The organism is Tabrizicola fusiformis, assembly GCF_013328815.1.
In the GTDB taxonomy this organism is placed as follows: domain Bacteria; phylum Pseudomonadota; class Alphaproteobacteria; order Rhodobacterales; family Rhodobacteraceae; genus Fuscibacter.
Genome location: NZ_JABUHN010000005.1, coordinates 51,619 through 68,347, shown reverse-complemented (window position 1 = coordinate 68,347; position 16,729 = coordinate 51,619). Strand labels below are relative to the sequence as shown.

General features: G+C 64.9%; 19 protein-coding genes and 1 tRNA gene. 11 read left to right on the top strand and 9 right to left on the bottom strand.

The annotated features are described in order from the left end of the window. Window positions 1–54: 54 nt before the first annotated feature. Window positions 55–1,158, bottom strand: coding sequence for a polyamine ABC transporter ATP-binding protein (locus HS053_RS09265; protein ID WP_174210959.1), 1,104 nt, complete (start codon window positions 1,156–1,158; stop codon window positions 55–57). A 302-nt stretch (window positions 1,159–1,460) separates the two neighbouring features. Next, window positions 1,461–2,102 carry a ThuA domain-containing protein gene (locus tag HS053_RS09260; protein ID WP_174210958.1) on the bottom strand — a complete coding sequence of 214 codons (642 nt, stop codon included), beginning with the start codon at window positions 2,100–2,102 and terminating at the stop codon, window positions 1,461–1,463. A gap of 88 nt (window positions 2,103–2,190) precedes the next feature. Here HS053_RS09260 and HS053_RS09255 point away from each other — a divergent pair, with 88 nt between their 5' ends. Further along, entirely contained in the window at window positions 2,191–2,700 is a 510-nt protein-coding gene (locus HS053_RS09255) for a VOC family protein (protein WP_174210957.1), read from the top strand. Between the two features lie 3 nt (window positions 2,701–2,703). On the opposite strand, the gene HS053_RS09250 is transcribed toward HS053_RS09255, so the two are convergent. Next, window positions 2,704–3,513, bottom strand: a complete 810-nt coding sequence (locus tag HS053_RS09250) for an IclR family transcriptional regulator (protein ID WP_174210956.1) — start codon at window positions 3,511–3,513, stop codon at window positions 2,704–2,706. An 83-nt stretch (window positions 3,514–3,596) separates the two neighbouring features. Here HS053_RS09250 and HS053_RS09245 point away from each other — a divergent pair, with 83 nt between their 5' ends. After that, window positions 3,597–4,082: a RidA family protein gene (locus HS053_RS09245; RefSeq protein WP_174210955.1), complete on the top strand. Its 486-nt coding sequence runs from the start codon at window positions 3,597–3,599 to the stop codon at window positions 4,080–4,082. On the opposite strand, the gene HS053_RS09240 is transcribed toward HS053_RS09245, so the two are convergent. Genes HS053_RS09240 through HS053_RS09225 form a run of 4 tightly spaced genes read right to left on the bottom strand, consistent with a single transcriptional unit; the run spans window position 4,079 to window position 7,912 of the window. Continuing rightward, window positions 4,079–4,873, bottom strand: coding sequence for an ABC transporter permease (locus tag HS053_RS09240; protein ID WP_174210954.1), 795 nt, complete (start codon window positions 4,871–4,873; stop codon window positions 4,079–4,081). The two genes, HS053_RS09245 and HS053_RS09240, sit on opposite strands and share 4 nt — an antisense overlap. Further along, a complete protein-coding gene (locus HS053_RS09235; protein ID WP_174210953.1) occupies window positions 4,866–5,768 on the bottom strand; it encodes an ABC transporter permease in 903 nt (300 codons plus the stop codon). The genes HS053_RS09240 and HS053_RS09235 overlap by 8 nt, the downstream gene beginning before the upstream one ends. Then, the gene (locus HS053_RS09230; protein WP_174210952.1) at window positions 5,765–6,856 is read right to left on the bottom strand and encodes an ABC transporter ATP-binding protein; all 1,092 of its coding nucleotides are present in this window, start codon (window positions 6,854–6,856) and stop codon (window positions 5,765–5,767) included. The genes HS053_RS09235 and HS053_RS09230 overlap by 4 nt, the downstream gene beginning before the upstream one ends. Window positions 6,857–6,871: 15 nt before the next feature. Beyond that, window positions 6,872–7,912 carry an ABC transporter substrate-binding protein gene (locus HS053_RS09225; RefSeq protein WP_174210951.1) on the bottom strand — a complete coding sequence of 347 codons (1,041 nt, stop codon included), beginning with the start codon at window positions 7,910–7,912 and terminating at the stop codon, window positions 6,872–6,874. 207 nt (window positions 7,913–8,119) lie between these two features. Between HS053_RS09225 and HS053_RS09220 the strand changes: the two genes are divergently transcribed. Genes HS053_RS09220 through HS053_RS09205 form a run of 4 tightly spaced genes read left to right on the top strand, consistent with a single transcriptional unit; the run spans window position 8,120 to window position 11,920 of the window. Continuing rightward, the gene (locus HS053_RS09220; RefSeq protein WP_174210950.1) at window positions 8,120–8,500 is read left to right on the top strand and encodes a hypothetical protein; all 381 of its coding nucleotides are present in this window, start codon (window positions 8,120–8,122) and stop codon (window positions 8,498–8,500) included. After that, window positions 8,493–9,113, top strand: coding sequence for a 4-carboxy-4-hydroxy-2-oxoadipate aldolase/oxaloacetate decarboxylase (locus tag HS053_RS09215; protein WP_174210949.1), 621 nt, complete (start codon window positions 8,493–8,495; stop codon window positions 9,111–9,113). The genes HS053_RS09220 and HS053_RS09215 overlap by 8 nt, the downstream gene beginning before the upstream one ends. Window positions 9,114–9,135: 22 nt before the next feature. Beyond that, window positions 9,136–10,758, top strand: a complete 1,623-nt coding sequence (locus HS053_RS09210; protein ID WP_174210948.1) for a GMC family oxidoreductase — start codon at window positions 9,136–9,138, stop codon at window positions 10,756–10,758. Then, a complete protein-coding gene (locus tag HS053_RS09205; protein ID WP_174210947.1) occupies window positions 10,748–11,920 on the top strand; it encodes a serine hydrolase domain-containing protein in 1,173 nt (390 codons plus the stop codon). Before HS053_RS09210 ends, HS053_RS09205 begins: the two co-directional genes overlap by 11 nt. An 87-nt stretch (window positions 11,921–12,007) precedes the next feature. Here HS053_RS09205 and HS053_RS09200 read toward each other — a convergent pair. Next, window positions 12,008–12,094 (bottom strand) — tRNA-Leu (locus HS053_RS09200). A 147-nt stretch (window positions 12,095–12,241) separates the two neighbouring features. On the opposite strand from HS053_RS09200, the gene lipB reads away from it, so the two are divergent. The 5 genes from lipB to HS053_RS09175 all read left to right on the top strand — a co-directional run bounded on the left by lipB (window position 12,242) and on the right by HS053_RS09175 (window position 16,226). Next, window positions 12,242–12,898, top strand: coding sequence for a lipoyl(octanoyl) transferase LipB (gene lipB / locus HS053_RS09195; RefSeq protein ID WP_174210946.1), 657 nt, complete (start codon window positions 12,242–12,244; stop codon window positions 12,896–12,898). Between the two features lie 100 nt (window positions 12,899–12,998). Then, the gene (locus HS053_RS09190) at window positions 12,999–13,388 is read left to right on the top strand and encodes a c-type cytochrome (RefSeq protein WP_174210945.1); all 390 of its coding nucleotides are present in this window, start codon (window positions 12,999–13,001) and stop codon (window positions 13,386–13,388) included. A 202-nt stretch (window positions 13,389–13,590) separates the two neighbouring features. Continuing rightward, entirely contained in the window at window positions 13,591–15,261 is a 1,671-nt protein-coding gene (gene ctaD, locus HS053_RS09185) for a cytochrome c oxidase subunit I (protein ID WP_174210944.1), read from the top strand. A gap of 93 nt (window positions 15,262–15,354) precedes the next feature. Continuing rightward, window positions 15,355–15,735, top strand: a complete 381-nt coding sequence (locus HS053_RS09180; protein WP_174210943.1) for a GFA family protein — start codon at window positions 15,355–15,357, stop codon at window positions 15,733–15,735. Further along, on the top strand, window positions 15,735–16,226 hold the full coding sequence (locus HS053_RS09175) for a DUF2244 domain-containing protein (protein WP_174210942.1): 492 nt from the start codon (window positions 15,735–15,737) through the stop codon (window positions 16,224–16,226). The genes HS053_RS09180 and HS053_RS09175 overlap by 1 nt, the downstream gene beginning before the upstream one ends. Here HS053_RS09175 and HS053_RS09170 read toward each other — a convergent pair. Continuing rightward, the gene (locus tag HS053_RS09170) at window positions 16,223–16,690 is read right to left on the bottom strand and encodes a hypothetical protein (protein WP_174210941.1); all 468 of its coding nucleotides are present in this window, start codon (window positions 16,688–16,690) and stop codon (window positions 16,223–16,225) included. The two genes, HS053_RS09175 and HS053_RS09170, sit on opposite strands and share 4 nt — an antisense overlap. Window positions 16,691–16,729 lie beyond the last annotated feature (39 nt).

The following is a 16,729-nucleotide window of genomic DNA, read 5'->3' as shown; positions in this document are numbered from 1 at the left end:
TTGTTCCGGTCTTCCGCCGCCCTTCTGCAGAACGGGCGGCCCCTTTGCGGGGTCTTACATGGGATCGAGTGCGCGGGCGTCCTGGGGATGCCAGCCCACCTTGATCTTCTGTCCCTGAGCCAGCCGGGTCTGGCCAAGGGTATTTCGCATCTTCATCACGAAATCGCTCGATCCTGCCACTTTCAGCACGACCCGAAGGATATCGCCCATGTAGATGATCTCGACGACTTCCGCGTCGATGGTATGAATGCCCGCAGGCATCATCTCGGGCTTGAACTCCACCCGCTCGGGGCGGATCGAGACCAGCGTCTTCTGGCCCTTCTCGCGGATGTTGACCGGGGTGGCGTCAATCAGCTCGCCCGTGGCCAGACGCACCAGCGCCTTGTCGCCCGAAAGCTCTTCGACCACGCCGGGCAGCTTGTTGTTTTCGCCGATGAACTGCGCGACAAAGCTGTTGTCGGGCCGCTCATACAGGTCGGCGGGCGGGGCAAGCTGCTGGATGCGGCCATCGTTGAACACCGCAACCCGGTCGGACATGGTCAAGGCTTCGCCCTGATCATGGGTCACATAAACCACCGTGATGCCCAGATTTTCGTGCAGGTGCTTGATTTCAAACTGCATATGTTCGCGCAGCTGCTTGTCCAGCGCGCCAAGCGGTTCATCCATCAGCACCAGCGAGGGATCGAACACCAGCGCCCGGGCCAGCGCGATACGCTGCTGCTGGCCGCCCGAAAGCTGCGCGGGGCGGCGGTTGATGAAGGAATACATCTGCACCATGTCCAGCGCGCGCTTGATCTTGGCCTCGCGCTCGGACTTGCCCATGCCGCGCACTTCCAGCGGGAAGGCCAGATTCTCGCCCACGGTCATGTGGGGGAATAGGGCATAATTCTGAAACACCATGCCGATGCCGCGTTTGTGCGGCGGCACCTGATTGATCGGGCGGCCGTCCAGCCGGATCTCGCCATTGGTGGCGGTCTCGAACCCGGCCAGCATCATCAGGCAGGTGGTCTTGCCCGATCCGGATGGCCCCAGCATCGTCAGGAACTCGCCCTTGCCGATGGTCAGGTTCAGATCCTTCACGACCAGCGAAACGCCGTCATAGCTTTTCTGAACATGCTCGAAGGCGACGAATGCGTCGTCCTGGCCCGTTGATGCCACGCCGTTCTCCCTGTGTTGCGGCAGTCGTTGATCGCTGCCCTTGGTGCAGACTTAAGCGGATGCCGAAGGTCAAGGCAATGCCGCTGTCTGTCTTGAATCGTTCACATGGACAAAGCGTCAGGATCGGGCTTTTTGCGCCGCATTTGCTGCCCAGAACGGCATCCGCGGAAAGAATCATCACGGATTTTGCTGCGGTGCAGCGGTCGGCACTGAGAGACGGAGAGTCGGATTTCATCCATGCATGGCGGAAATCCGATAGAATCATGCCGCGAGGCGGCGAAAGCCCCTGCCAATGGTGACCGTCACCGGCAGGCCCAGAGCAAGCCGCGCAGCAGGATCCTGCGCATCTGGGGATGATCGAATTCCTGCGGCCCGTGGCCCAGCGCACTGACAAAAACCCGGCCCAGACCGAAGGGCTTTTTCCAGACCACCGGCATCGCCACCCCTTCCAGCCACGGATAGGGCGCGGCGGTGAAACGGGTCGTGGCCAGAACCGTGACCGCCGGGTCCATATGCATGTAATACTGCTCCGACCGATAGTCGAAGTCGCCGATCCCCTCGGTGATCGGATCGCCCCCTGCGGCAATCGTCACCCTGTAGCGGCAGATCGCCCCCGGCTCGGCCACATAGCTGCCGCCCGCGATAAAGCGGAAGCGATCACTGTTGCGGAAGGCGTCGATCATGCCGCCGTGAAAGCCGCCAAGACCCACGCCGCCCGCGACCGCTGCCCAGATCCGCTTGGCGGTCGGCACCGAAATCTCGCCCACCGTCCAGTTCGGCACGATGAGGTCATAACCCGCCAAATCCTCGTCATCATAGGCATCCAGCGTCAGGCGATGCCGCACCGTCATGCCCTCGGCCTCAAGCAGCCCGCGCAGGATTTCACCGCAGGCTTCCGGCTGATGCGGGGCATATCCGCCCGAGACGATCAATGCGCGCTTCATCGCAGCCTCAAATATTGTTGACTTCAACACAACATATGTTGTTTTAAATGATCATGCAAGGCCACGCGCCACCCACAAGGAGTTTGCCATGTCCACCCAACCGCAACGTGCCCGCCTGAACCATGTCAGCATCCCGGCCCGCGACCTTGAAGAATCCGCGGCCTTCTTTCAGGAGGTTCTGGGCTGCCGCCGCCTGCCCGCGCCGAATTTCGGCTTTCCGGTCTGCTGGCTGGCCCTGGGGGAGTTGCAATTGCATCTGCAACAGGTCGGGCCTGAATCCGATGTGCAGACCTATCAGCATTTCGCCGTCTCGGTCAGCGATTTTGCCGCCGCATACCGAGCGCTCAAGGCCCGCGGCGCGTTCGAGGAGGGCACCCGCTATGCCGACCTCTGGCTGCTCCCCTCGGGGGAATTGCAGATGTTCGCCCGCGACCCGTCAGGCAATCTGTTTGAAATCGACTGCCCCGATGCGCCCAGCGCGCTGGACCTGTCGCAGTTCAGCCCCGCCCCCCGCCGTCTGGACGAAGATCAGCCGCAGGCGGCCGAGCATCTGGCCGCCACGCTCTTTTTGCCGGGTGGGCTGCACATGGGCCGCTAGGCCCTAAAGCTCATCCTGCGCGATGATGCGGGTATCCAGCTCCAGAACCGAGCGGATCAGAAACTCCATCCGCCCCGGCACGGCATTCATCAGCGCGGTCACGCTGGTAATGCCGATCGAGGCGGTGGGCTGCCCGATCGCGTCGAACAAGGGCCGAGCAACACAGGTCAGCCCCTCATGCGTTTCGTTCACATCCGTCGCATAGCCGCGCTGCCGCGTCAGCGCCATTTCGGCACGCAGCGTATCGGCATCGGTGATGGTGTTGTCGGTGAAGCGGGTGAAGGTCAGCTCCGAGATCAGCTTTTCCTGACGGTCCGGCGGCAGAAAGGCCAGAATCGCCTTACCCACCGCCGAGCTGTGCAGCGGCTCCAGCACGCCGATGGCATGGCGGATCGAGATCAGCGAATCCGACTGCGCGAAATCCGCCAGCAACACCCGGCCATTGACGAAGAGGCCAAGATGCGCCGTCTGCTGCGTCACCCCGGCCAGCCGCTGCAACTGGTCATGGAAGGCGTCGATCAGCTTGGTCTTCTCACGCAGCCGGGCGGCCCAGTAATACATCCGCCCGCCGACATCATATTCCTTGGTCACCGGGTCTTTGCGCAGAAAGCCGCGAAATTCCAGCGTTTGCAGAAAGCGGAAGGCCGAAGCGCGGTCGATGTCGAACTTGCGGAAGATATCGGCCAGCTTCAGGGGCGCGGGCGATTCAATGAACTCGCCCAGAATACGCAGGCCCTTGTCCAGACTCTGGATATGGCCTGCCGGCGCTTCCCCGTCATTTCCCGGCACCTGCACATCCATCACGTCACCCATTCGTTTGATCATTCCTCAACGAAATAGCAGTTTTCCGGGCGGGGGTCAAATCTCCCCGTCCGGCCCGCCCAAGAGGAGCCGCCATGCCGGACCATGCACCCCAAGCCGAAGCCAATCTGCGCCAGAGCGGGCTGACCCTGCCCTCCGCACCGCGCCCCGCCGGCCATTACAGCGCGACACGGCTGGTCGATGGCTGGCTTTACACCTCGGGCGCGCTGCCCTGGAACGCGGGCGAAATCCTGTACCCTGGGCAGCTTGGCCGCGCGGTTTCGGTTGATCAGGGGCGGGCCGCGGCGCGGGCCGCGGCGCTGAACCTGCTGGCCATGGTCCGCGATGCCTGCGACGGCGATCTGGACCGGGTATCGGCCTGTGTCCGGCTGACCTGCACGCTGGCCTGCACCGCGGATTTCCACGACCACCCCCGGGTGATCGACCCGGCATCGGACCTGATCTGCACCATTCTCGGCACCGAAACGGGCCGCCATGCGCGTCTTGCGCTGGCGGCCCCGGCGCTGCCCTTCGGCGCGCCCATTCAGATCGAGGGGGTGTTCCGGCTGCGGCCCGCCTAGCGCACCGCGCCCCGCCGCACCATCACCACCACCGCCAGCGTCGCCACCGCCAGCATCACCGTCGAGACCACTGCAATCGTCGGGTCAATCTGGTCGCGCAGCGACGCAAACATCACCTTGGGCAGCGTCGCATTGTCACCGCCCGAGACGAACATCGACAGCACCACCTCATCCAGCGAGGTGACAAAGGCCAGCAGGGCCGAGGCCATGATCGACCCGCGCAACTGCGGAATGACCACCCGCGCCCAGACCTGCACCCCGCTGGCGCCCAGACTGCGCGCCGCCTTTTCCTGAGCAAAGTCGAACTGGCTGAAGGCCGCCGTCATCACCACAAAGACCACCGGAATGGCCAGCGCCACATGGCCCAGCACCAGCCCCGCCATGGTGCCCAGCATCCCCGCCCGCGCCAACACAAAGAACATGCCGACCGCAATCAGGATCGCCGGGATCACCGCCGGCAGCACGATCAGCCCGCCCACCAGCATCCGCATCCGCCGGCCGAGCTGCATCACCCCGTAGGCAGCCAGCACCCCGATCGGCACCGCAATCAGCGTCGTCAGCACCGCCGCAATGGCCGAGGCGCGTGCCGCACTGGTCCAGGTGATCGACCCGGCAAAGTTGCGATACCAGCGCAGCGAATACTCCTGCGGCGGGAATTGCAGGAACTCGCCCGCCGAAAACGACATTGGCACCACGATAAAGGACGGCGCCGCCAGAAACGCCACCAAGAGCAGGGCCAGCCCCCATTTAAGCCCGGTCATCAGGGGGCTGTGCTGAAATCCGTCAAGCATGGTCCTGCCCTTTCCGCGCGCCAAGGATCAGCCGCTGCGCCATCAGCCCCAGCGCCAGCAAGGCTCCGGTGAACAGCAGCAACAGCACGCCCAGCGCACTCGCCGCGCCCCAGTTGGAGAAGTTTGACAGGCTCCGCGCAATCCGCATCGAGATCACCTGCACATTGCCGCCGCCCAGAATGGCCGGGGTGACATAGAAACCAAGGCTCATCACAAAGACGAGGATCGCCCCCGCGATGATCCCCGGCGCCGCGAGCGGCAGGAAAACCCGCCGCATCGTCAGCCCCCAGCTTGCCCCCATGCTCGCCGCTGCCCGTATCATGCCGGGGTCAATGTTACGCATCGCGCCCAGCACCGGCAGGATGAAGATGGGCAGCATGATATGGGTCATGCCCAGCACAGTGGAAAACCAGTTGAACGCCAGATCCAGCGGCGCCTCGGTCAGCCCCATGTCGATCAGCGCGGTGTTGATCAGCCCGTTGCGCTGCAACAGCACCAGCCACGCATAGGCCCGTACCAGAAGCGAGGTCCAGAACGGCAGCAGCACCGCCGCCACGAACAGCCCCGCCACCCGCGGCGGCAGGCTGTTGACAAAGGCCGCGAAGGGCACGCCGATCCCCACGCAGGCCAGCACGGTCAGCAGGCTGACTTCAAACGTGGTGATAAATATCCGCCCATAGCTCGCGCCCGACGACACCCGTTCGTAATTCTCCCAGCTCAGGCTGCCGTCATTGCCGAAGGCCGACAGATAGAACAGCCAGCCGCAGGGGATCAGCACACAGAGCGCCACCACGATCAGGCAGGGCAGTGCCAGCGCAAAGGCCAAAGCCCGCTCCACCCGCGCGTCGCGGGCAAGTTCGGTCTGGTTTTCGCCAAGGGGAAGTGCCGCGCTCATGCCTCCTCCGCCAGAAAATGCAGCCGGTCGGCGGGCAGCCAAAGCGCAATTTCGGCCCCGGGCGCCAGCCGTGCCACCTGATCGCTGAACTGCCGCTGGGCGCGCACGTCAATCGCCGTGCCATCCGCCAGCCGCACCCGGATCAGCCAGCTATCGCCCTGAAACACCAGATTCTGCACCTTGCCGGAGACTTGCACAGGTGCCGCATCGCCGCCGGGCGGGGTCAGGCAGAAATCCTCGCTGCGGATCACGGCCCGGGGCCTGCCCGCCGCCAAGGCGCCCACCACCGCCGCGGGGGCAAGCGCCCCCACCGGCAGGATCGCCGCCTCCCCGATGAAGCGGGCGACGAAAGAGGTCTGCGGACGGCGATAGATCACCTCGGGCGTGTCGATCTGCACGATCCGCCCCTGATCCATCACCGCAATCCGGTCGGCAATGGTCAGCGCCTCGCGCTGGTCATGGGTCACATACAGCGTGGTGATCCGCAGCTTGTCATGCAACTCGCGGATTTCGATCTGCATTTCCTCGCGCAGCGATTTGTCCAGCGCCGAAAGCGGCTCATCCATCAAAAGGATCTGCGGCTCGAACACGATGGCACGGGCCAGCGCCACGCGCTGCCGCTGCCCGCCCGACAGGGCACCGATCTGCCGCCCGCCGAAACCGTCAAGCTTGACCGTGCGCAGCGCCGCTTCGGCCCGCTCGCGCGCCTCTGCCGGGCGCAGTTTGCGCACCTGCAAGGGGAAGGCGACATTTTCCAGCACCGTCATATGCGGAAAGAGGGCGTAATTCTGAAACACCACGCCAAAGCCGCGCTTGGCCGCAGGCTCCCGCACAATATCGCGGCCGCCAAAGACGATCCGCCCGCTGTCGGGCCGCGAGAACCCGGCGACGGCCATCAGAAGCGTGCTCTTGCCCGACCCCGAGGGGCCCAGAATGGCAATGAACTCGCCGGGGCGCACCGACAGGTCCACCGCATCCAGCGCGCGGAACGAGCCATAGGATTTGCACAGCGCCTCGATCTCGACGGCTGCGGTTCTAGCCCCGCCAGTCTCTGGCGGGGCTACGGTCGAAAGGGCGATTACCGTCATCTGGTCCTGCAGTCTTTATTGCGTCATCATGTCTTCGAACATCTGCTGGATGCGGTCATTGTTGGCCGCCCACCAGGTGATGTCCTGCACGATCATCGAGCCGGAATTTTGCGGGCTGGTCGGCAGCACCGCCGCCACCTCGGGCGCGATCAGTCCGGTGTCGAAGGCCGCCTTGTTCATCGGACCATAGGCGACATAGCCGGTCAATGCCGCCTGCGCCTTGGCCGCCGACATCAGGTTGATCAGCTTCATCGCCTCTTCCTTGTGCTGCGAGGCCGCCGGAATGGCAAAGCAGTCATAGGCCAGAATGCCCTGATTATAGGTGAATTCCACCGGGCCGCCGTTGGCCTTGGCGGTCTGGAACCGCCCGTTCCAGCCGGTGGTCATGTCCACCTCGCCGTCCAGCATCAACTGGCCATGCTGCGCGCCCGAATTCCACCAGACCGCGATTTCCGGCTTCAGCTCGGCAATCCGGTCAATCGCGCGCTGCATCCCCTCTTCTGTGGCCAGCACGGTATAGAGGTCCGCCGGGGCCACGCCCTGCGACAGCAGCGCCATTTCCACCTGCGCCTCGGCATCGGCCCGCATCGCCCGGCGGCCCGGGAAAGCCTCGGTATCCCAGAAATCGGCCCAGCTGGCGGGGGCCTTGTCGGGATAGGTCTTGGTGTTCCAGGCCATCACGGCGGCATAACCATAGATGCCGATGCAATAGGGGGTGGCGGCACCTTCGACGAAATCCTTGGCGTCGATCACGTTGTAGTCGAGCGGCGCCAGCATCCCTTCATTCGCCGCGATGGCCGACTGATAGCCGCTCATCACGATGATATCGGTGCTCACCGCATTCGCCCCCACCTGCAACCGCAGCGCGTCCAGCGAGTTGTCCGAGGTCTCGATCTTGACCTCATAGCCCAGTTCGGCCGCAGCCGGCCCCCACAGCACGGCATTGCCGCCCTCCAGAACCGCACCGCCGGGGGTATTCAGCGTCAGCGTCACACCCTCGGCCCAGACGGCCCCGCCCGCGGCCACAAGCCCGGCAGCCATAACCAGTGTTCTCATCTCTGTCTCCCATGTCGATGCGCCGGTTTTCAGCGCGGTTTATTGTTGAGTTCGCAACACAGCAATGAGACTGCGACCGATTCCAGCCGATGTCAACCGGTTTTGATCGCATAGAACAATACTTGTATCTCATATCACAATATCACTTGAACCAGCCGCCACACACGGTTACTCCGGTTGCAGGCAGAACGCGGAGACGCTCGCACGATGAAACTTGTAAACCTTGCCTTCCGGGTGGCCCGCATTGCCGAGGCCGAAGCGATGGTGGCCAACACCCCCGGCTGGCGCTGGCGGGCGATGCACCAGATTGGCGAAGACCGCTTTCTCGAAGCCGAATTCGGCGGCGTGAAGGTCAACTTCTTTGAGGTGGCCCTTTATGACCGGCCCGGCAGCCCCCCCGCGCCCGGCTTTCTTCATGCCAGCTATGGCGTCCCCGATCTGGCCGCGATGCTGGCCAACCCGGCCTGGGCCGGGGCGCTGATACACCCGCCCCAGCGCATCAGCGGCGGCTTCGGCACCCGCGATATCGCCTTTTTCGAACCCCTTCCCGGCTGCCGGATCGAGTTGATGGAGCAACAGGATGACTGAGACCGCCTTTGAAACCTTCCGCCGCGCCGGAAGCGCCACCGTGCACGAAGCCTATGGCCGCAAGGGCGATGTCTCCCCCGCCATCCGCGCCATCTGCCCCGGCCTTGCCGTGGCGGGCCCCGCCCTCACCGCGATCTGCGCCCGGGGCGACAATCTGGCCATCCACCGCGCGATTGCCGAGGCCGAGCCGGGCGGCGGGCAGGTTCTGGTCGCCATCGGCCATGGCGAGGCTTGCGGCTATCTGGGCGACATTCTGGCCGAGGCCGCGCTGCAACGCGGGCTGGCCGGGGTGGTGATTGACGGGTTCTGCCGCGATGCCGCCGAGTTGCGCCGCATGGGCTTTCCCGTCTGGTCGCGCGGATTGGCGATCCGCGGCGCCACCAAGACCGCCCCGGGCACGCTGGGCCAGACCGTGCAATTCGGCGGCTGCCCGGTCAGCCCGGGCGATCTGGTGGTGGCCGATGATGACGGCATCTGCATCGTGCCCCGCGCCGAAATCGACAGCGTGCTGGCCGGAACCCGGGCAAGACTGGCGCAGGAACAGGCGCTGCGCCGCGATCTGGCGGCGGGGGCCTTGACGCTCGACCTGCTCGACCTGCGCAAGTATCTCTGACCTCTGCGGCCAAGGAACCATCATGACCAACACCCGCCCTGAACCCACCGATGCCGGACGCTATGATTTCATCGTCATCGGCTCCGGCTCGGCCGGCAGCGTGCTGGCTGCCCGGCTGAGTGAATCCGGCCGCCACAGCGTCCTCCTGCTGGAAGCCGGGCCTGACGACAGCAGCCTGTGGTTCCGCCTGCCGATGGGCTTTGCCAAACTCTACGCCAATCCGCGCTACAACTGGATGTATGACAGCGCCCGCGAACCGGCGCTGAACGGGCGCAGCCTGTATCAGCCGCGCGGCAAGGTGCTGGGCGGCTCCTCCTCGATCAACGGCATGATGTATGTGCGCGGCAACGCCCTCGACTTTGACGACTGGGCGGCGCAGGGTTGCACCGGCTGGTCCTATGACGAGGTGCTGCCCTATTTCCGAAAGGCCGAGGATCAGGCCCGCGGCGCCGACCAATGGCATGGCATCGGCGGACCGCTGAAAGTGTCCGACCAGTCCCGGCCCGAACTGGCCGAGGCCGCCTGCGCCGCCGCGCGTCAGGCCGGGCTGCCCGACAATCCCGATTTCAACGGCGCCACGCAGGACGGCTTCGGCTATTACCAGATGAACACCCACAAGGGCCAACGCTGGAGTGCTGCGCGCGGCTATCTCTGGCCCGCCCGCAACCGGCCCAACCTGCGGATATTGACCGAGGCCATCGCCCGCAGGCTGATCATCAGCGAAGGCCGCGTCACCGGCGTTGCATTCGACAGGGCGGGCCAGCCGCATCTTGCCCATGCGGGCGAGGTGATTGTGGCCGCAGGGGCCATCGCCTCGCCCCAGCTTCTGCTGCAATCGGGCATCGGTCCGGCGGAAGAGTTGCGCACCCTTGGCATCGCGCCCGTGCTGGACGCGCCCGAGGTGGGCCGCAATCTGCAGGACCATACCTGCGTGCAACTGATGTTCCGCTGCACCAGACCGATTACGGTCAACGACCTTGCCAACAACTGGCTGCGCGGCGCCTGGGCCGGGGCGCAATATGTCTTTGGCCGCCGGGGATATTTCTCGGAAACCGGCATCTATGTCGGCGGCTTTGCCCGATCCGATGCCACGCAGGACCGCCCCGATATCCAGATGGCCCTTGCCGCATGGAGCGTGGCGGAGCGTTCGGCATCGGGCGCCCGCGCCCATCCGTTTTCGGGCTTCAGCTTCAGCCCCGAACATGTGAACCCCGACGCACGCGGCACGGTGCGGCTGACCACGCCGGATGGCCGACCCGAGATCCGCTTCAACTTCTTCCAGACCGATTATGACATCCGCGCCATGACCTTCGGCATCCGTCTGATCCGCAGCATCTGCGAACAGCCTGCCCTGCGTCCCTATATCGCCAGCGAGTTGCAGCCCGGCGCCGATGTGCGCTCGGACGATGAAATCCTGCAATTCATCCGCGACAAGGCCGGGTCCGACATCCATGCCGTGGGCACCTGCCGGATGGGTGGCGATGCGGCCTCGGTGCTTGACCCGCGGCTGCGGCTGCGCGGGCTGGCCGGGCTGCGGGTGGTCGATGCCTCGGTCATGCCGCGGGTCGTGCGCGGCAACACCCATGCCGCCGTGGTGATGATCGCCGAAAAGGCCGCCGACATGATTCTTGCCGATGCAAGCTGATCGCCCCGCCGGGCTGGACCTGTCGAACTGGGATCGCGCGCCCTTCAACCGCTGGTCCTATCAGCATCTGGCCGAGATTGTTCCAGTGGCGCCCATCGCCTGCGCCGCCACGCCGCTGCCGCTGCCCGAGGCGCCCGCGCAAGCCGCGCTTGATCAGGTCAACCTTCCCTTGCCGGGCAATTCCACCGCCGCCCGGCTTCTGGCCGGTTCATGGACCGACGGGCTGATCGCACTGCATCGCGGACAGGTGGTTTGCAGCCACTACGAAAACGGCCTGCGCCCCGACACGCCGCATCTGACGCAATCGGTGTCAAAATCGGTCGTCGGCGCTGTGGCCGGCGTGTTGCATGGCGCGGGGGATCTGGACCTGAACCGCAGCGTGGCCGCCTATGTCCCCGATTTCGCCGGCAGCGCCTATGCCGCGGTCACGATCCGCCAGTTGCTCGACATGACCAGCGGTGTCGATTTCCCCGAAGATGCGCCTGATCCCGCCTCGGGCATCGGCTTGATGGACATTGCCGTGGGGTGGAAACCGGCCCCGCCCGGAACCTCTGCCCCGCGCAGCCTGCGCACCCTGATCCGCAGCCTGCGCCACCAGACCCGCCCCCACGGCGCCGAATTCGAATACCGCTCGATGGAGACCGAGGTCTTGGGTTTCTGCCTCGAAGCCGCCGCCAGCGCGCCCCTGCCGCAACTGGTGTCAGACCTGATCTGGCAACCGATGGGCGCCGCCCACCCTGCCAGCTTTGGCCTTGACCCCGAAGGCGCCACCATCGCCGATGGCGCGCTGTCGGCCACGCTGCCCGATCTGGCCCGTTTTGGCCTGATCTTCGCGCAGGAAGGCGCCGCGAATGGCCGTCAGATCGTTCCGGCGGACTGGGTGGCGCAGACCCGGCAGGGTGACGCCAGCCGCTTTCCCGCCCGCTACCGCGCCGACCGCCCGAACGGGGCCTATCGCAACCAGTTCTGGATCGAGGATACCGCCCGCCCCGTCACCCTCGCCCTTGGAGTCTATGGCCAGATGATCTTCATCGACCCGGCGCGCGATTTCGTCGGCGTCAAGCTTTCAACCTGGCCGATGGCACTGAACCCCGCCTTGCGGCTGCAAACGCAATGCCTGATGCACAGCCTTGCCCGGGCCTGCGGGCCGCAGGCGAACTGAGGACAATCTGATTCGCCCATGCGCGCGGCGAGCCGGACAATCGCAGAAAAGAAAAAGCCCCGGCAGGACCGGGGCTTTTCTTCAAAGTGGTGCGGATGAAAAGACTCGAACTTTCACTCCGGTTAAGGAACAGCGACCTCAACGCTGCGCGTCTACCAATTCCGCCACATCCGCCCATCTGATGCCGGGTTGCCCCGACTGGCGGCTGTGTAGCGATTGCGCGGCGGGAAGAAAAGGGGGATTTTTGCGGGCCGCGCAGGGGCGTTGCATTCCGTCCCCGCCCGCGCCATCTCTGGGGTGACGAACAGGCAGGGGCGCGCGATGTGCAAGGTGGAATGGCAGGTGCTGCCGGGGCTGCGGCCCTATGACGAAACCCTTGCCGCGATGGAGGCGCGCGCCGCTGCCATCGCCGCCGGAACCGCGCCCGAAGCGGTCTGGCTGCTGGAACATCCGCCGCTTTACACCGCCGGCACCAGCGCGCGGGCCGAAGACCTGACCGATCCCGACCGCTTTCCGGTGTTCGAGGCAGGGCGCGGCGGGCAATATACCTACCATGGCCCGGGCCAGCGCATCGCCTATACCATGCTGAACCTGAACGAGCGCGGCCGCGACGTGCGCCAGTTCGTCTGCGCGCTGGAAAACTGGGTGATCTGGACGCTGGCGGAATTCAACGTCAAGGGAGAGCGGCGGGCAGGCCGCGTCGGTGTCTGGGTGGTGCGCCCCGACAAGGCGCCCAACCCCGACGGCACCCCGCGCGAAGACAAGATCGCCGCCATCGGCGTGAAGCTGCGCCGCTGGGTGTCGTTCCACGGCATCTCGATCAACGTCGAGCCGGACCTGACGCATTTCGGCGGCATCGTGCCCTGCGGCATCCGCGAACATGGGGTGACCAGCCTTGTGGACCTTGGCCTGCCGGTCACGATAGCCGATCTTGACGCCGCCCTTGCCGCGACCTTTTCCCGCGCCTTTCCGGGCTGAACATGCCCCGCAGATGCCTTGATATTGCATATCAGGCCCGTCACTGTCCAAGTCAGACGCGCTGGACGCGACTCGCGGGTCGCACATCATCGAGGAAGATATGAAGAAGCTAGCCCTGACAGCCCTGCTTGTCGCCGTCGCCGCCCCCGCCATGGCCGACGAGAAGGTCTTCAACAAATGCAAGGCGTGCCACTCGGTGATCGCCGCAGATGGCACCGAGGTCGTCAAGGGCGGCAAGACCGGCCCGAATCTGTTCGGCGTGATCGGCCGCCCGGTGGCCTCGGTTGCCGATTATGACTATGGCGACTCGATCAAGGCCGTCGGCGCTTCGGGCAAAGTCTGGGACGAGGCATCGCTGGTCACCTATATCGCCGATCCCTCGGCCTGGCTGGCCGCCAATGGCGCCGGCGAAGGGGCCAAGTCGAAAATGACCTTCAAGCTGGCCAAGGACGGCGAAGAGATCGCAGCCTGGCTTGCCACGCAGAAGTAACCGGCAGAGATGCCGCAGCGGGGGCGGCCTTCGGGCCGCCCTTTTCGTTGCGCATCCGCTTGCCCCCTGCGACACGAATTGTTGATCCAGATCAAACTAGATGATTGCCTGCCCCTGCCCCGCCCTTTAAAGCTGGCTGCAATGACGCGCTCGGGAAAGATTCCGGCGCGCCCAATGGGATGCAACGTAACGGGAGACGCCAATGGCCGACGCAGCCATCCATGGCCACGACCATGACCAAAAAGGGTTCTTCACCCGCTGGTTCATGTCGACGAACCACAAGGATATCGGGATCCTCTATCTGTTCACCGGGGGCCTTGTCGGCCTGATCTCGGTGATCTTCACGGTCTACATGCGGCTGGAGCTGATGAACCCCGGCGTGCAATACATGTGTGCCGAGGGGATGCGCCTTGTGGCCGATGCGGCCCGTGAATGCACGCCCAACGGCCACGTCTGGAACGTGACGGTGACGGCCCACGGCATCCTGATGATGTTCTTCGTGGTCATTCCGGCGCTCTTCGGCGGCTTCGGCAACTATTTCATGCCGTTGCAGATCGGGGCGCCGGACATGGCTTTCCCGCGCATGAACAACCTTTCCTACTGGATGTATGTCGCGGGCACCTCGCTGGCCGTGGCGTCGGTCGTGTCGCCGGGCGGCAATGACCAACTGGGGTCGGGCGTGGGCTGGGTTCTCTATCCGCCGCTGTCCACCTCGGAGGCCGGCTATTCGATGGACCTGGCGATCTTCGCCGTTCACCTGTCGGGCGCTTCGTCGATCCTTGGCGCGATCAACATGATCACCACCTTCCTGAACATGCGTGCCCCCGGCATGACCCTGCACAAGGTGCCGCTGTTCGGCTGGTCGATCTTCGTGACCTCCTGGCTGATCCTCTTGTCGCTGCCCGTGCTGGCCGGCGCCATCACCATGCTGCTGACCGACCGCAACTTCGGCACCACCTTCTTCCAGCCCTCGGGCGGCGGTGACCCGATCCTGTATCAGCACATCCTGTGGTTCTTCGGCCACCCCGAAGTGTATATCATCGTGATCCCGGCCTTCGGCATCATCAGCCAGGTCATCTCGACCTTCTCGCGCAAGCCGATCTTCGGTTACCTGCCGATGGTCTATGCGATGGTCGCCATCGGGGTGCTGGGCTTCGTCGTCTGGGCGCACCACATGTATACGGTCGGCATGTCGCTGACCCAGCAAAGCTACTTCATGCTGGCCACCATGGTCATCGCGGTGCCGACCGGCATCAAGGTGTTCTCGTGGATCGCCACGATGTGGGGCGGCTCGATCGAGTTCAAGACGCCGATGCTCTGGGCCTTCGGCTTCCTGTTCCTCTTCACCGTGGGCGGCGTGACCGGCATCGTCCTGAGCCAGGCCCCCGTGGACCGCGCCTATCACGACACCTATTATGTCGTGGCGCACTTCCACTATGTGATGAGCCTGGGCGCCGTCTTCGGCATCTTCGCGGGCATCTACTTCTGGATCGGCAAGATGTCGGGCCGGCAATACCCGGAATGGGCGGGCAAGGTTCACTTCTTTGCCATGTTCATCGGCTCGAACCTGACCTTCTTCCCGCAGCACTTCCTGGGCCGCCAAGGGATGCCGCGCCGCTACATCGACTATCCCGAGGCTTTCGCCTACTGGAACCACCTGTCGTCGATCGGCGCTTTCATCTCGGCCGCGTCCTTTGTGTTCTTCATCGGCATCGTGTTCTACACCCTGTTCTTCGGCAAGAAGATCACGGTGAACAACTACTGGAACGAACATGCCGACACGCTGGAATGGACCCTGCCCTGCCCGCCGCCCGAACACACGTTCGAGCAGCTGCCCAAGCGGTCCGACTGGGACCACGCCCACGGGCACTAAGGACTGAACCAGACAAAAGGCCCCGGGGAAACCCGGGGCCTTTTCGTTGGGATGGGCAATATTGCCCATCCTACATGGCTGCCGGAGCGCGCAATGATCAAAGGTTCCTGCCTCTGCGGCGCCGTCCGCTTCACGGTTGATGGCCCGCTCGGCGCCCCCGATGCCTGCCATTGCAACGCCTGCCGCAAATGGTCGGGCCATCACCTCGCCTCGGCCGATATCGCCAAATCCGCCCTGACCGTCCATGACAGCGGTGCCCTGCGCTGGTTCGCCTCCTCCGAAAAGGTGCGGCGTGGCTTCTGCGGCACCTGCGGCTCCAGCCTGTTCTGGGATCCGGTGCAGCGCGATTTCATCGCCGTGGCCATGGGTGCGCTCGACAGCCCCAGCGGCACCCATCTGGCCAAACACATCTTTACCGCCGAACAGGGCGATTACTATGACATCGCTGACGGCCTGCCACAGAACCTGCGTTGATGCCTTACCAATGGCTCCCCCCTGATGGCGCCACGCAGCGCCTGCATCTCTGGCCCTATCGCTCGCTGCCCCGGCGGGGGATGGTCTGGGCCATCGGCGGCACGGCGGGGCTGATTGCGGTGCCCTTGCTGGGGGTGCTGGGCAGTCCGGTGCTGTGGGGCCTGTTGCCCTTCCTGCTGGCCGCCGTCGCGGGCATCTGGTGGGCGCTGGAGCGCAGCTTCCGCGACGGCGAAATCCTTGAAGACCTCACGCTGACGTCCGACCGCATCACCCTGACCCGCCACGGCCCCCGGGGGGCGCGGCAGGATTGGGAGGCCAACCCGCATTGGGTGAAAGCGGTGCTGCACCCGATGGGCGGCCCGGTGCCGCACTACCTCACCCTGACGGGCGGCCCGCGCGCGGTGGAACTTGGCGCCTTCCTGACCCCGGACGAACGCCAGCGCCTGCACCACGAGCTGACAATCGCCCTGCGGCGCCAGCGCAGACCCTAATTCAGGTTCAGCCCGAACATCTCGCGCACCGTCGCGGCAAGGGCCGGGCCGCAGCCGGTGATCCGGTCCATCCGCGGCCAGATTGCCGCGTTCGAGTTGCGCAACTCGGTCTGCAACCCGGCGCACATCATCAACTTGCCATCCGCCAGCCGCACCCGACCCGGCGGCATCGCGCTGCACACGCCATCGGCGACGCGCCCGCCCATGCCCTCTTGCAGGCTGCGGATCGCCCGCCCGAGCGTGTCATCAAAGCCGCCGGTGGTTGAGAGCGTTTCTTGCAGGCCGCGAAACTCGGCCAGCCCGGCATCGTTCCAGCGGCCCCGCCGCTCAAGCGCGCTGCGCATGTTGCGCAGGCCCAGCCGCACGAATTCGACATCATCGGCGGCGTTGGGCTTGCCCGGGCCGACATCGGACGACAGATTATAGTAGAAATGCTTCATTGCAGGGTCGGTGAAAAGCTTCATGGCGGACTCGCTGGCAGAAAAATGGACAGATCAATCCAC

What these genes read in the sequence shown, in the direction of transcription:
- HS053_RS09180 (WP_174210943.1), top strand. Translation starts at nt 15,355, where the DNA reads ATGATCAAAGGTTCCTGCCTCTGCGGCGCCGTCCGCTTCACGGTTGAT.
- HS053_RS09205 (WP_174210947.1), top strand. Translation starts at nt 10,748, where the DNA reads ATGCAAGCTGATCGCCCCGCCGGGCTGGACCTGTCGAACTGGGATCGC.
- HS053_RS09245 (WP_174210955.1), top strand. Translation starts at nt 3,597, where the DNA reads ATGCCGGACCATGCACCCCAAGCCGAAGCCAATCTGCGCCAGAGCGGG.
- HS053_RS09250 (WP_174210956.1), bottom strand. Translation starts at nt 3,513, where the DNA reads ATGGGTGACGTGATGGATGTGCAGGTGCCGGGAAATGACGGGGAAGCG.
- HS053_RS09235 (WP_174210953.1), bottom strand. Translation starts at nt 5,768, where the DNA reads ATGAGCGCGGCACTTCCCCTTGGCGAAAACCAGACCGAACTTGCCCGC.
- HS053_RS09255 (WP_174210957.1), top strand. Translation starts at nt 2,191, where the DNA reads ATGTCCACCCAACCGCAACGTGCCCGCCTGAACCATGTCAGCATCCCG.
- HS053_RS09170 (WP_174210941.1), bottom strand. Translation starts at nt 16,690, where the DNA reads ATGAAGCTTTTCACCGACCCTGCAATGAAGCATTTCTACTATAATCTG.
- HS053_RS09260 (WP_174210958.1), bottom strand. Translation starts at nt 2,102, where the DNA reads ATGAAGCGCGCATTGATCGTCTCGGGCGGATATGCCCCGCATCAGCCG.
- HS053_RS09190 (WP_174210945.1), top strand. Translation starts at nt 12,999, where the DNA reads ATGAAGAAGCTAGCCCTGACAGCCCTGCTTGTCGCCGTCGCCGCCCCC.
- HS053_RS09210 (WP_174210948.1), top strand. Translation starts at nt 9,136, where the DNA reads ATGACCAACACCCGCCCTGAACCCACCGATGCCGGACGCTATGATTTC.
- lipB (WP_174210946.1), top strand. Translation starts at nt 12,242, where the DNA reads ATGTGCAAGGTGGAATGGCAGGTGCTGCCGGGGCTGCGGCCCTATGAC.
- HS053_RS09230 (WP_174210952.1), bottom strand. Translation starts at nt 6,856, where the DNA reads ATGACGGTAATCGCCCTTTCGACCGTAGCCCCGCCAGAGACTGGCGGG.
- HS053_RS09175 (WP_174210942.1), top strand. Translation starts at nt 15,735, where the DNA reads ATGCCTTACCAATGGCTCCCCCCTGATGGCGCCACGCAGCGCCTGCAT.
- HS053_RS09240 (WP_174210954.1), bottom strand. Translation starts at nt 4,873, where the DNA reads ATGCTTGACGGATTTCAGCACAGCCCCCTGATGACCGGGCTTAAATGG.
- ctaD (WP_174210944.1), top strand. Translation starts at nt 13,591, where the DNA reads ATGGCCGACGCAGCCATCCATGGCCACGACCATGACCAAAAAGGGTTC.
- HS053_RS09225 (WP_174210951.1), bottom strand. Translation starts at nt 7,912, where the DNA reads ATGAGAACACTGGTTATGGCTGCCGGGCTTGTGGCCGCGGGCGGGGCC.
- HS053_RS09215 (WP_174210949.1), top strand. Translation starts at nt 8,493, where the DNA reads ATGACTGAGACCGCCTTTGAAACCTTCCGCCGCGCCGGAAGCGCCACC.
- HS053_RS09220 (WP_174210950.1), top strand. Translation starts at nt 8,120, where the DNA reads ATGAAACTTGTAAACCTTGCCTTCCGGGTGGCCCGCATTGCCGAGGCC.